This window comes from Candidatus Hinthialibacter antarcticus, assembly GCA_030765645.1.
GTDB lineage: Bacteria > Hinthialibacterota > Hinthialibacteria > Hinthialibacterales > Hinthialibacteraceae > Hinthialibacter > Hinthialibacter antarcticus.
The window spans coordinates 22,113-35,424 of sequence record JAVCCE010000002.1 but is presented as its reverse complement, the minus strand read 5'-3'; the positions used below and the strand labels follow the sequence as shown (position 1 = coordinate 35,424).

Here is a 13,312-nt window from a genome sequence, read left to right as displayed (position 1 = left end):
ATATCCAAGCCCTCACCCCAACCCTCTCCCAGTGGGGAGAGGGAGCAAACTTTCGGTTTTATCCGGCTCACCAGGAGGTTCGCCCTCCCCACATCATTCGAAATATTGGTGGGTTATTACCTGCCGTTCATGATGATTGAAAGATTGCATGGTGGGCTGCCGTGATCCCCCCAGGTAATTATGAAACCAATGCTGTCGCGGTGAATGCCCCCCTTGAAAAAAGGGGGGTGGCGTCGAAGACGCCGGGGGGATTCTGCATGGTGGGCTGCTGGCGCGAGCGCACCCTACCTGGCTTTTAAAAGTAAGGCTTGGCTTTGTGGGCGTTGTGATTCCATCTATGATGTCGCGGTTCCAAAATTCACACATAAAGAAGCATGAACCTGATGGAATTACTGAAAGCACTCGTTTTAGCCGTGGTGCAGGGATTGACCGAATTTCTGCCTATCTCTAGTTCCGGGCACCTGGTCGTGCTCGAATCGCTCTTCGAGATGAAAGCGTCGGAGTATCTTTTTTTCGATGTCCTACTCCACCTTGCAACCTTACTGGCGGTTTGTATTTTTTACCGAGTCCGCTTGTGGGGCATGGTGTTGTCGCTCAATTTCTCGAATAAAAGCAGCGACGCTGTCCGCGACCGCCAATGGATTTTCGCCATATTTCTCAGCACCGTCATCACCGGGACCATGGTGATTCTATTCAAAGATAAATTTGAACAAGCCCGCGACAATCTCGTCATCGTCGGCTTTAGTTTTCTCGCGACTGGCGCGTTATTGTTCTCGACAAGGTTCGTCAGAGAAAAAGACGAAGCCTCGCCGGACATCCCGATGAACTTCTGGTTGTTCGCGTTGCTGATGGGGTTCGTCCAGGGAATCGCCGTCCTACCGGGCATCTCCCGCTCCGGCTCGACAGTCTGCACTTCGCTGCTCTTGGGCGCCCGCGTCTCAACGGCGTTGGAATATTCGTTTCTGATGTCGATCCCGGCGATCCTGGCCGCCGCCGTGTTGGAACTGCCTGACGCAACGCCCTCGTTCCCGGCGTATATTCTCGCGCTCGGTTTTATTGCGTCGCTGGTATCCGGCGTCGTCTTTTTGAAACTGCTGGTGTGGATCGTCAAACACGGCAAACTGCATCACTTTGCATACTACGTCATTCCACTCGGACTGTGGATTCTCTGGATTTCTTTGTAAGGCGCGTTCATGTCGATTCAAAAAAAACTGCTCATCACCATTGCCATCGCAGCGGCGCTCTACTTGGGCGCCTGCGTGTGGATGGGTTGGGGAAATATTCTGCAAGCGTTTGCGCAGTTTCAATGGCAGTGGCTTCCGGTTTGTCTGGCGCTGGCGTTTGGTAATTATGTGATCCGCTTTACCAAGTGGCATTATTACCTGCATCTAATTGACGTCCCTCTGCCCCGCTTGCTGTCGTTTCAGATATTTCTGTCGGGCATGGTGATGTCAGCCACGCCGGGGAAATTCGGCGAAGTATTTAAGTCATACCTCGTGAAAAGCGTCAACGGCGCCCCGCTCAGCAAAACCGCGCCGATCATCCTCGCCGAGCGGCTGACCGATTTCATTGCATTTTTCCTGATGGCGCTGCTGGGCGTGTCGCTCTTGCCCAACGGTGAGTGGGTCTTTGGCGCGTCGGTAGCAGCGATTGCGCTGGTTTTGGCAATCGTCAGCTGGCGCTCGTTGATGGAAGCAATTCTCGACAGGCTCGCGACAATCCAGAAGTTAGAATCCATTGTCGAAAAACTGCGCGTCGCCTATGAAAGCGCCTATCGCCTGATCGCGCCCGGGCCGCTGCTTTGGGCGACGCTCATCAGCATCGTTTCGTGGTGGCTGGAATGCCTGGCGTTTTATTTAGTCCTTGTCGGATTCGGGGAACAAATCCCTTTATTGTCTGCGACCTTTATCTACGCGTTCGCGACCATCGTCGGCGCTCTGTTGATGACGCCCGGCGGCATCGGACCGACCGAGGGCGCAATGGGCGGTCTGCTAATAATGCTCTTCGATACACCGACTGGAGCGGCTGCGTCAGCAACGTTTTTAATCCGCGTCTGTACGCTTTGGTTCGCGGTCACAGTTGGCTTGATTACGCTTTCGCTCTGTTCAAACCGCTTTGCGCCTGCAGTCGACGCCCTGGAACATGCGGGAGATGCAGCGACGCCAGATAAGTAACCGCTAAATTGACCCATTATCATTCTTTTTGTTATATACTATGGTGAATGATCCATTCATTTGGAGGTGAACCGTTGAAAACCGCTGAAGAATTTATTGTAGAATTAAAAAGTCTACCGATAATAGAAAAACAGAAAATTGCAGATTTTCTGCTGAGTGATCAGAATATTTTTGTAGAAAATGAATCGTATTCCGAACAAGACCGCACCACACTCGATCAAATCCAATCGGAAGCCCTAAATGGCGTCAACACTAGCGGCCCATTCCGCAATGCAGAAGACCTTTTTTCCCATCTTAATTCTTAATCGCTTAGTCAGATTTCTTGCTGTCGGAACTCACAACCAAGTATATTGAGCAAGTCTCCTGTTTCATGCGACAAATAGACTATAATCACACTGCGAGAACGGTTAGCATGGTTTTTATCAATTCATCAAAATAAAGGATATGAAACATGGACAGGAGATCATTCATGAAAACATCAAGCGCAGCGGCCATCGCCGCAGGAACCGTTGGCCAAATTGCCTCCGCCGCCGAAGTCAAAGGCAAGTTTGAAATTTCCGTCGCCGCTTGGTCGTGGCATAAAATGATGTTCAGCGGCGAAAAGAAACAGATCGACCAGCCTAAATTGGCGCGTCAAGCGGGAGCCACCGGCCTCGAACTGGTTAACCAGTTCTTCCCCTCCCCCATGTATAATTATCTTGGCCAATTGAAAAAAGCCGCCGCCGATGAAGGCGTGAAAATTCTGCTGATTATGTGCGACGGCGAAGGCAGCATGTATGCGCCTGATTTTCGCGAACGCAAACAAGCCGTCATCAACCACCGCAAATGGGCGGACATCGCCGCAGTGTTGGGATGCCATTCGATCCGCTGTAACGCGGGCCACGGCAACGTCCCCGCCGAAGAAGCGATGAAGTTTGCTGCAGACAGTTTCTTTGAACTTTCGCAATACGCCAAACAATACAACATGAACGTCATCATCGAAAACCACGGCGGCATCTCCTCCGACGCCAAATGGCTCACGGGCTTGATGAAGATGGTCGGCGAAGACAACTTTGGAACGCTGCCTGACTTTGGCAACTTCCCCAAAGAGTATGATAAGTATATGGCGGTTGAGATGATGATGCCGTTTGCCAAAGCGGTCAGCGCCAAGTGCCATGAATTCGGCGCAGACGGTAAGGAAGTCAATATTGATTACGCGCGTATGATGAAACTCGTGTTCGACGCGGGCTATCACGGCTACGTCGGCGTTGAGTATGAGGGAAGCAAACACAGCGAACTCGAAGGCACCGAAGCCTGCGTGAAATTGCTCAAAACTTTCCAAGCATAAGCAACCCGAATTCTTTCTCGAATAGAAGCGGGGCGTCAAACGGCGCCTCGCTTTTTTTAGAGATTAAATTTTTAATATTGATATAATAGATGGAAAACAGACCAGAGGCTTTTAATCATGGAATGGGCTGAACGCATCGTAATCAATGAAAGCATATTGGCGGGCAAGCCAATTGTAAAAGGTACACGGTTATCTGTAGAGTTTGTTATTGACCTCTTAGCGCGCGGTTGGTCTACGGATCAAATATTATCTGAATACGATCATTTGACTCCTGATGACATCCAAGCGTGTCTCGGTTATTCTCGCGACCTGTTAAAAAGCGAGCGTGTTTACTTGACTCCCACCTCGTCATAATGAAATTTATTGCTGATGAAATTCTTATCTAATTTTTTCGTATTATATTTTAAGAGCGACATAGTTTTATCGTCAGGAGGGCCGAGGATAATGTACAAATCGAAAGTGCATATCAAAGGCGATCCATCAAAAGCGTGGCAAACATTACAGCAGACGTTCATCAATAATAATTTCTCTATCAAGCCACATGGCGCCAGCGGGTTTGAACTGACTGGCCCTGGGCTGAATTCGACGAAACAAAATCCACTCTTGGGAATTTCAAAAGGCGCGTGCCGCCTCCAAGGATCAACCATTGAACTGTCCGCCGAATTGGGCGGAGCGCAGTTCATGCAACGGTTTGTACTGTTTTTCCCTATAGGATTAGGGCTTATCCTGGCTCTCGTCTTTTCGCTCACAATGGGCGGCTGGACGGCTGTCGCTACGCCGCTTCTTGCAGTCGCCCCCTGGTTGGTTTTGTCACCGCTATTGAGCCGCTGGATTCACAACCGGACCGAACGCGCCGTTGAAACCGCATTACAAAATGTGGCGAAAAATTGATCGTCCCATTTCACTTTGATTTATCATTGATTGTTTTTATCTCCTCCCTGTTGAGAGACGCCCGGCTTGCGGCAACATGATAGTTGATCAAATCCTTGACTTGGTCTTGATCCAGAAATGCTCTCTTCCCCATCTTACGCAGAATGGACGGCCATTCCCTTTCGGAATATTCATTTGGCCAGAACTGACGATGGCAGCTTGCACATTCAGTTACTGCTAAGATACGGCCACGCCGCAACGAATCCGCTTCAACATGTTGAGAAACGTCTCCCAAAGCAATCAGTTGTTCATGCGTCGGCATCCACACGGTCTGCGCCGTTTCGCAGCCTACAAAAACGGTCATAAATGCAGTTACACATATAGCGAAAACCAATTGTATTTTCTGAGTTTGCTTCAACGGCTTGTTCCTTTCTCAGTTATCATTTCGATTCAAAAATAATTCACAACATTTTGAGCGCCACATTAAAATTGCCAGCCGATGCCTAAATTAAAGAGATTATCTAAATTGCTGGTTGAAGCATCATCACGAATCTGATAATCCGCTTTAAGAACAAGACTTGGCGTAGGATAAAAATTCACGCCGAACGTCCACTCCTGCCTATCGCCTTTCGGATTTTCTGCAACACCAAAGGGCATATCATTTTGCGTGTCAAAATCATCAAATCGCACAAATCCCACGGCATCCGAATTTTTCAACATTCCTTCTTTCCAAGAATCAAGCATGAAATGGTAGCCAACTTCTAGATACCAACCAAAAATTTCTGATGCAGTTCCGTTACCAATTTCAAACGCACCATCAATGTTTTCAAATGCCATTACGCCGCGAATATCAAAATCCAGAATCGAATATTCAAAATCAGCAGAATAAACCTGAATATCACCGTCAATACCAGGATCGTTGCCATTATTTCCATTATCAGTTCCGCCAATATATGTGGAGGCGCCCAATCGAAGTGATTGCTTATACCCCACATCCGCTTCAGCGAAGGGGTAATAATCAAGCCGTCCAGTAAATGCCACATCGTTAAAACTTGACCGTTCTTTAATCCGTCCGCCTCGAATGCCATTTGTTGCTGAAAACTTTGAGCCGTCCAATCCGTTCACGACATAGGCTTCATATTTCAGTGGAGTTGCTATCGATCCAAATATACCCAAGCCATCAGATGACCAAGTTGTTGGCAAAATGTATTTTGCGAATGAGGGGCGTTCGACGCCATAGAAAGAAGGAGGCTCATGCTTGCGGTTAATGATTCCCATTGGCGACAAGATGCGACCCGCCCGAATGTTCACATAATCTGATAAAAGAAAATCGAAATAGAGTTGCTCAATCGCAACTTCGCCGCCGCTGCCAGAACTGACATAAGCGTGTTCAATTTCAGTTTCAGAATGCAGCTGAATCCAGTCAGAAAACTCATAGCCAAGATAAAAAACGAGACGGTGGATATCAAACACATCAGGGCCGCCTTCAGAGAAATTTGCGTGCATCTCTCCATAACCGCCAAATGTGAACTGATCGTACCAATCTTCTACGTCATGCTCGTCTGTGTCCTCAAGCACATCTAACCTCTCCATCACAGATGCTAATTGGTCCTTTTCTGGATTTTTTACACTTGGCGTTACAGACAGCGACGGGCTGATTTGTTCAAGTTTTTCCGTTAAGAAACGTACTTGGTTCTCTAATTCAACAACTTTTTGCTTTAATGAATCTCGATTTTGGTCCATCCCATCTGCAGTACTACAGAGAAGCAGTACCGACAAGGCTATCAAACCACAATAAGCTTTCGTTGCACGGTAATACATAAGTCATATCCTTTCAGATAGTAATAGAATAAACCCCTCAACGGGATTCAGACAAATCTTTTGCAGCATTAACAAATCCCGTACTCATCACAGGGTTTTTTTAAACAATTTATTATCTTTTGTTATATTAGCAAATCAAAAAGACGAGTCAATAGTTATAAATAAATATAGACAAATTTATTTTTTATTACCGAAAACAAAATTCACATACCATATCCACAAGAATATTATATGTATATAAATTTCAATGATTTTCATAAGAAAAAAGCGTAAGGAATTTCAGATCGATAAGGTGATTAGAAAATGCGGATAAATATATGAGTTGAAATATCAGAATGCTGATTTCTGCCGAGTATCACTCTTTGCCATTGGATTGGCGTTGCAGGTCGAAGAACAGTTCGCTGTGGCTGAACTGTTTGCACAAATACTGATTGGGGATTTCCTTCAAAAAGCGGGAAGGCGTTCGCTTGGCGCGGCGCCCGTACTGGCTGCGTTCATCCGCGAAACTGAGGGTCAGGTGAGATTTGGCGCGGGTCATTCCGACGTAGCACAGGCGGCGTTCTTCATCGACTTCGGTATTGTCTTTCACCGAGCGCGAATGAGGCAAGAGGTTTTCTTCGAGGCCGCATAAAAACACATACGGAAACTCCAACCCCTTGGCGCTGTGCAGCGTGGCCAGTAAGACGGCGTTGTCGCTGAATTGTTTCTTGTCGTTCTTGCTATAGGCGTCATCGTCGAGCGCAACTGAATCCAGAAACCCGATTAACGTAGAGCGGTCGGTTTGTTCCTGATAGGTCGATGCGGCGGACGCGAGTTCCTCGGCCAGTTCAATTTTCATTTGCGCGGTTTGCGCGTCTTCATAGGCTTCCATCAGCGCTTCACGGTAGCGACTGCGCTCGATCAGAGCGCGAACCAATTCGGCGGGCTTGTTTCGTTTGGCGATCTCGCGCAAACCTTCAATCATTGTACCGAAAGAGCGTAAGCCTTCGCTGGCGGCCTTCGGCAAATCTTCGTAGGTGTAATGTTTGATGGTATGAAAGATAGTTTTTTTGGAATGCGTAGCATGTTCAGTGAGCAGCGCAATGGTATGGTCGCCGATGCCGCGGCGTGGATAATTGATGATGCGCAACAGGTTCAAATCGTCATCGGGGTTAGCGACAACGCGCAGATAGGCGATCAAATCTTTGACTTCTTTGCGCTCAAAATATTCGTATCCGCCCGCCACATTGTATGGAATGCCCGCAAGGCGCAAGTTGCTTTCGATCGCGCGTGACTGAACATTGCTGCGATACAACACCGCGAAGGCTTTCCAGGGCGCGTCGGTGCGCTCTTGAATCGCCTGGATGCGAAAGGCAATCGTTTTGGCCTCATCGGCTTCATCTTTCGCCATGAACGCGTCAATGAAGCGGCCTTGTCCTCGATTAGTCCAGAGTTTTTTTGACTGGCGTTTGCTGTTGTTTTGAATGACATGGTGGGCGGCGTCAAGAATGACCTGAGTCGAACGGTAATTCTGTTCGAGTTTAATTACCCGCGCTTTGGGGAAATCCTTCTCAAAGCGCAGGATGTTGCCCACTTCGGCGCCGCGCCAGCCGTAGATGCTCTGATCGTCGTCGCCGACGACGCATAACGCCTTGCCGTCGCCCGCCAGCAGCCGTAACAAGCGATACTGCCCCGCGTTGGTGTCTTGATATTCGTCCACGAGCAAATGCTTGAACGTCTCGCGATAGGTCTGACGAACGTCTTCATTTTTTTCTAACAACTGGATCGGTAAGAGAATCAGATCGTCAAAATCGACCGCCTGGCATGAACGCATCGAACGGTGGTAGCGGTCATAAATGTCATCAAAAATCAGATCGTATTTATCGCCGTATTGCTTGGAAGTTTCTGCGCCGCCCGCGCTGCGGTTTTTCACGCGGCTGATGCGAGAGAGTACGATTCCCGGATCAAATTTTTCGCGGCGCTGGGGGTGCTCGCGAATCAAAGTGCGCACCAGCGACATCTGGTCGCCTTCATTGTAGATGACGAAGTCGCGCCGCAGCCCCGCCGCGCGCGCATTGAGTCGCAGCGTTTTTAACCCGAGCGAGTGAAACGTAGACAGCGTCACTTGCTTGGCTTTGGCGCCAATCAACTTTTTGACGCGCTCCCGCATCTCTTTCGCGGCTTTGTTGGTGAAGGTCAGCGCCAGAATCGAGCTGGGAGAGGCGCCCTCCGCGATCAGATGGGCGATACGATGGGTTATGACGCCGGTTTTACCACTGCCTGCGCCTGCGAGTACAAGAAGCGGGCCGCCGGTATGAGTCACGGCGGCCCGTTGTTGGTCGTTTAACGACGGCCTTGATTTCAAAATATTCCCTCAAGAAAAAAAATATCAGTGAGAAAAGATCATAAAAACGGATGAAACGAAATCAAGGCGCAGTCCCGATATTTCTTAATCGAACGAGATGATGCGTAAATCTTCCCAGAACGAAACCATCTTGGCGCCGGAGTGAATCTGAAACGCAAAGACGCCCGCTTTGAGGCGTTCGGGATCCTCGACTTCGATTGACTTGATGCCGTTAATATACAACTGCACCTTGGGGCCAATGGCGGTGACTTCATACGTATTCCAGCCCGTCCAATTAATCAATTTCGAGAAGTCTTTGTCGGTTTTCACGAAGATGCCGCGTTCGCCTTGATCGTAAAGGTGTCCGCTAATCCAATCGGAATCCGCGGCGAGGTCAGCTTGAGTTCCATGCACCATTTCGCCGACAACCCAACTGCGGAACTGGATGCCGGAATTGCCGCGCGGCAACAGAAAACGCGTGGAGAAATGGAAGTCTTTGAATTTATCTTTTGAGACCAACCAACCATATTTTCCACCGCGTGACTGGCCAATGAGCTGTCCATGCAAGACATCCCAATAGCAGTCTCCCAGCGGTTCCCAGCCGGTCAGGTCTTTTCCGTTGAACATCGACGCCCAATCGTTACCCTCGGTTTCGAGCAAACGAATGTCGGTAAAATCGAGAGCCGCTTTGTCGCCCGGCGCCATCTGCAACGCGATGAAGCCGCTCTTAGGGCCGTCAGGGTCTTCAAAATCCAACACGGGATATCCATTAACTGAAAGCATGATGTGATCGCCGACAGCGGAAATCTCGTATTCGTTCCAGCCATTGCGGCGAATTTCAGCGGCGGAGTATTCTGACTCCTGCAAGAGCCCGCGACCATTTTCTTCAACCAATGATCCCGTCGCCATATCGCGGCTGAAGTCGAGGTTGGCTTGATAGCCGACCATTTTTCCGTCTTTCATCTGGCTGCGGAACTGGATGCCGCTGTTGCCGCCCTGCCATTGAAAGCGCATTCGCAAGACGAAGTCCGAAGTGGTTTTCTCGTTGATGAGCCAACCCATTTCGCTGCCTGTCCCCTTGACCGAAATCACACCGTCTTTGACGTTCCATTGCGGGTCGCCGACGGTTTTCCAGCCGTCGAGGCCAACGCCGTCGAACAACGGCTGCCAGCTGGCGTGAACGGATGGCGCGATAAAACACATAGAAACGATTAACGCAAAGATGATTCGATTTTTCATGCTGCACTCCACATTTTTTTGATATGATTCAATCCGTCTGTTGCGAGTTGTTCTTCACTGTCAAACATCGAACGCCAGATGCAAGTCGCCGCTGCGACTTCGGGCATGGAACGCCCAAAGGCTTCGATGGTCAGCCAGCCGTCATACCCAATGGCTTTGATTGCTTTGAATGAATCCTCCCAGCGCACCTGGCCTTTGCCTGGCGTGCTGCGGTCGCTTTCTGAGATATGAATATGGGCAATGTGTTTGCCCGCTTTTTGAATTGCCGCAATGGGGTCTTTTTCTTCGATGTGGCTATGGAAGGTATCGTAGAGCAGCCCCAAATTTGGATGCCCGACTTCTTCGCATAATTGCACTGCGTCCGCCATTCCGTTAAAAACATAGGTCTCGAAACGGTTGAGCGGTTCCATGCCAATGACAACATTAGCTTGTTTTCCGTATTCCGCCGCCTGGGCCATCGCCTCTTTCGCCCAGCTAAATTCGTCGTTGCTGCGACCACGACCAATGAGCTTTCCGCAGGGGGAATAGAGCGGGCCGACTAAGGTTTCGGCGCCAAGTTCGGCGCAACTGTCGATGCACTTTTTAATGTGCTCGATTCCCTTTTCGCGAACAGATTTGTCTTCGCTAATGGGGTTTGCTTCATCAGAGACAATGGTGACCGCCGTGCGCCCTAAGCCAAGACCGTCGGCGTGGTCAGCGAGTTTCTTCCAAGGCGAACAGGCGGGGTCGAACATTGGCAGTTCGAAGCCGTCGTATCCCCATTCTTTGACTTTGTCTAAAACGCCGAGGTGGCTTTCATCCGCCGCCGCCGTCCAGAGCAACAAGTTAATTCCCACTTTCATGATGACGCCTCCCATTTAAGGTTTACTTCTAATTTCACAGGATTATCAACCCCCGCCTAGCCTCCCCCAATCTTTGGGGGAGGAACTAGAAGTTCATTCATCCATGCCTTTACTTCTAATTTCGATATCCGAGTTCTCCCCCCGAAGTTCGGGGGGAGTTAGTGGGGGGTTGGTTTGATTCATTTCAAATTGCCTTATTTGCTCAACAACGCCTTCTACATTGTCAAAAACGTCTTGGTTTTGAAAACGAACGACTTTATATCCCTGATGATAAAAATATGATTCACGCTCTTTGTCCCTATCAATTTGGTAGTGATGCGACTCACCATCAAGTTCGATAATTAAATTCCAATCAGAGATAAAAAAATCAACAATGAATGGACCGATTGGGTGTTGCTTTCTAATATGACAATTACTTAACTGTCCTGCTCGCATTTTTGACCATAAATACTTCTCAGCAGGAGTCAGATTTCTTCGCAACTGCTTTGCAATTTTCTTTGCCCGAATCGATGTGTTTCTTTTCATATCATCGGCGAAAGAAAAGAGCGGCGGTTTTCGCCGCCCTTTAAGATTTATGGTTACATCCTCACGCCTTTTTGACGTCTTCCCACTGGCCGGACTTCGCGGCTTTGATGACCGAGTCGCATACATACTGCGTCTGCAATGCGCTGCGGAAATCAGGCTGATTTTTGTCTCCGCCTGACATGGACTTCAAAAATCCCGCCAATTGATGAACAAACGATTCGGCATAACCAATCGACAATCCCGGCACCCACCAGTGGTCCATGTAAGGGTGGTCTCCGCTATGATCGGTGACATGGATCGAACGCCAACCGCGCAACCGGCCCTCGTCGGTATGATCGAAGAACGACAAACGATTCAGGTCGTGAAGGTCCCAAGCGATAGAGGCGTTCTCGCCGTTTATTTCAAAGGTATAAAGCGCTTTGTGACCGCGCGCATAACGGGTCGATTCAAAGTTGCCCAGCGATCCGTTATTAAACCAGCAATGGAAAATACAAGCATCATCAATGGTGACAGGTTCCATCTTGCCGGTGACTGCGTGCTTGCGTTCTTTGATGAAGGTTTCGGTCACGGCCTGCACTTTGGAAATGACGCCGTTGTGCCACATCGCCGTATCAATGCAGTGCGCGAGTAAATCGCCGATCACGCCCGATCCCGCGACTTTTGCATCCAGTCGCCAAGTGGCGTCGCCGCCCTGCGGGACGTCATTGGAGATAGTCCAATCCTGCAAAAAATTGGCGCGGTAGTGAAAGATTTTCCCGAGGCGGCCTTCATCAATTAATTGCTTCGCCATCGTGACCGCAGGGACGCGGCGATAGTTAAACGAAACCTGATTGGGAACGCCAGCGTCTTCTACCGCTTTGGTCATTGCTTCGGCCTGTTCGGTATTATGCGCCAGCGGCTTTTCGCAAAAAATTGCTTTGCCCGCTTTGGCGGCGGCGATGGCGACTTCCGGGTGCAAATTGTTGGGCAGGCAGATGTCGATCAAATCAATATCATCGCTCTCAACAACTTTGCGCCAATCGGTTTCGGCGTTTTCATAACCCCAGTTTGAGGCAAACGACTGCGCCGCGTCTTTGTCAATTGAGCAGACGGTTTTCAATACCGGTTGAATATCCAAATCAAAAAACTTGTTAACAACGTGATATGCGTTGGAGTGGGTTTTTCCCATGAAGCCGCAGCCAATCAAGCCAACGCGCAATGGTTTTTTCGCCATGATTAATTCCCCCCGTATTTTTTGTTCAGTTCGTCGATGCCATTTTTACAACGGCGGGTCACGTCCCACGCATCAGGCCAGAAGCACAAATCAATCGTCCACCAGTCATGCGGGCAACCGGATTCGTTTAACGCAGGCACGATCTCGTCAAAGTTGAGTTCGCCGTCGCCAAACGGCGCGTGGGTCGAAGTTTCGTCATCATGCAGCGTACCGTCGGAGTCGATCAAGTGAATGTGATTGATCTTGCCTTTGAGGCGATTGATGAGTTCTAAGGCGCCGCCGGGCAGCGTCTCTTTTTCGCCGGGCTGGCGAGAAGCGTACACCGCGACCATTTGCGCATGGCAGGTATCAAGCTGAACGCCAAAGTTATCGTGACCAACTTCGTCTAAAATGCGTTGAATGTCTGACGGTTTGTTGAATGCAAAGCCCGGTTCAAATTCCCAAGTCATATAAACGCCCTGATCCTGGGCGATGTTGGCGCATTTTTTCCAAGTTTCGACAACGCGTTTTTTGGCAACGTCATAATCGACCTCATTGAGAATTTCCGGCGGTTGGACGCAATCGACGCGGATACCCGGAATGCCGACATCAACGCAAAATTTCACGTTCTTCGTAAATTCATCGACATACTTGGAGGTATCTTCGGTATTGATTAACTGTTCGCCCCACAAGTTGGCGGCAAGGCCGGAAAATGCCAAGCCAATCTCTTTTAATTGGCTGACTACCTGTTGCCGTTGTTCAGCCGAAGCGCAATCGTCGGGATTTGGGTGCGGAGGAAACCCGCCCAGTTCGACGCCATCAAAATCCATTTCCTTTAATTTGGTTAATACTTCCCCCCAAGGGACGGGTTTGTCTTGATAGGGGCCAATGGAATATGCCCATGAGCCAATCGAAATTCGTTTCATTCTGTCCTCCCTGTATATAGTCAAGAATTATTCAGACGACTTAGATTTTAATTGCTTGAGTTATTTTCTCAAA

13 protein-coding genes are annotated in these 13,312 nt (G+C 49.2%); 5 read left to right on the top strand and 8 right to left on the bottom strand.

Translation table 11 applies throughout. The features are described from left to right. Positions 1–383: 383 nt before the first annotated feature. From P9L94_00625 to P9L94_00605, 5 genes are all read left to right on the top strand, one after another. Positions 384–1,184: an undecaprenyl-diphosphate phosphatase gene (locus P9L94_00625; GenBank protein MDP8242554.1), complete on the top strand. Its 801-nt coding sequence runs from the start codon at positions 384–386 to the stop codon at positions 1,182–1,184. A 9-nt stretch (positions 1,185–1,193) separates the two neighbouring features. Beyond that, positions 1,194–2,174 carry a lysylphosphatidylglycerol synthase transmembrane domain-containing protein gene (locus P9L94_00620; protein MDP8242553.1) on the top strand — a complete coding sequence of 327 codons (981 nt, stop codon included), beginning with the start codon at positions 1,194–1,196 and terminating at the stop codon, positions 2,172–2,174. Positions 2,175–2,248: 74 nt separating this feature from the next. Beyond that, positions 2,249–2,479: a hypothetical protein gene (locus P9L94_00615; GenBank protein ID MDP8242552.1), complete on the top strand. Its 231-nt coding sequence runs from the start codon at positions 2,249–2,251 to the stop codon at positions 2,477–2,479. 146 nt (positions 2,480–2,625) lie between these two features. Then, positions 2,626–3,501, top strand: a complete 876-nt coding sequence (locus tag P9L94_00610) for a TIM barrel protein (protein MDP8242551.1) — start codon at positions 2,626–2,628, stop codon at positions 3,499–3,501. A 444-nt stretch (positions 3,502–3,945) separates the two neighbouring features. Further along, positions 3,946–4,392 carry a hypothetical protein gene (locus P9L94_00605; protein MDP8242550.1) on the top strand — a complete coding sequence of 149 codons (447 nt, stop codon included), beginning with the start codon at positions 3,946–3,948 and terminating at the stop codon, positions 4,390–4,392. A 10-nt stretch (positions 4,393–4,402) separates the two neighbouring features. Here P9L94_00605 and P9L94_00600 read toward each other — a convergent pair whose 3' ends face one another. The 8 genes from P9L94_00600 to P9L94_00565 form a co-directional block, all read right to left on the bottom strand. After that, complete coding sequence (locus P9L94_00600; protein ID MDP8242549.1) at positions 4,403–4,789, bottom strand: hypothetical protein; 387 nt, start codon at positions 4,787–4,789, stop codon at positions 4,403–4,405. A gap of 65 nt (positions 4,790–4,854) precedes the next feature. Continuing rightward, positions 4,855–6,192: a porin gene (locus tag P9L94_00595; protein ID MDP8242548.1), complete on the bottom strand. Its 1,338-nt coding sequence runs from the start codon at positions 6,190–6,192 to the stop codon at positions 4,855–4,857. Between the two features lie 355 nt (positions 6,193–6,547). Next, positions 6,548–8,536: a UvrD-helicase domain-containing protein gene (locus tag P9L94_00590; protein ID MDP8242547.1), complete on the bottom strand. Its 1,989-nt coding sequence runs from the start codon at positions 8,534–8,536 to the stop codon at positions 6,548–6,550. An 84-nt stretch (positions 8,537–8,620) separates the two neighbouring features. Beyond that, positions 8,621–9,754: a DUF1080 domain-containing protein gene (locus P9L94_00585; protein MDP8242546.1), complete on the bottom strand. Its 1,134-nt coding sequence runs from the start codon at positions 9,752–9,754 to the stop codon at positions 8,621–8,623. Continuing rightward, positions 9,751–10,596 (bottom strand): sugar phosphate isomerase/epimerase family protein, encoded by an 846-nt coding sequence (locus P9L94_00580; GenBank protein MDP8242545.1) that lies wholly within the window; start codon positions 10,594–10,596, stop codon positions 9,751–9,753. Before P9L94_00580 ends, P9L94_00585 begins: the two co-directional genes overlap by 4 nt. A gap of 93 nt (positions 10,597–10,689) precedes the next feature. After that, positions 10,690–11,121 carry a DUF559 domain-containing protein gene (locus P9L94_00575; GenBank protein MDP8242544.1) on the bottom strand — a complete coding sequence of 144 codons (432 nt, stop codon included), beginning with the start codon at positions 11,119–11,121 and terminating at the stop codon, positions 10,690–10,692. A 61-nt stretch (positions 11,122–11,182) separates the two neighbouring features. Continuing rightward, positions 11,183–12,334 (bottom strand): Gfo/Idh/MocA family oxidoreductase, encoded by a 1,152-nt coding sequence (locus tag P9L94_00570; protein ID MDP8242543.1) that lies wholly within the window; start codon positions 12,332–12,334, stop codon positions 11,183–11,185. Positions 12,335–12,336: 2 nt separating this feature from the next. Further along, positions 12,337–13,239: a sugar phosphate isomerase/epimerase family protein gene (locus P9L94_00565; protein ID MDP8242542.1), complete on the bottom strand. Its 903-nt coding sequence runs from the start codon at positions 13,237–13,239 to the stop codon at positions 12,337–12,339. Positions 13,240–13,312 lie beyond the last annotated feature (73 nt).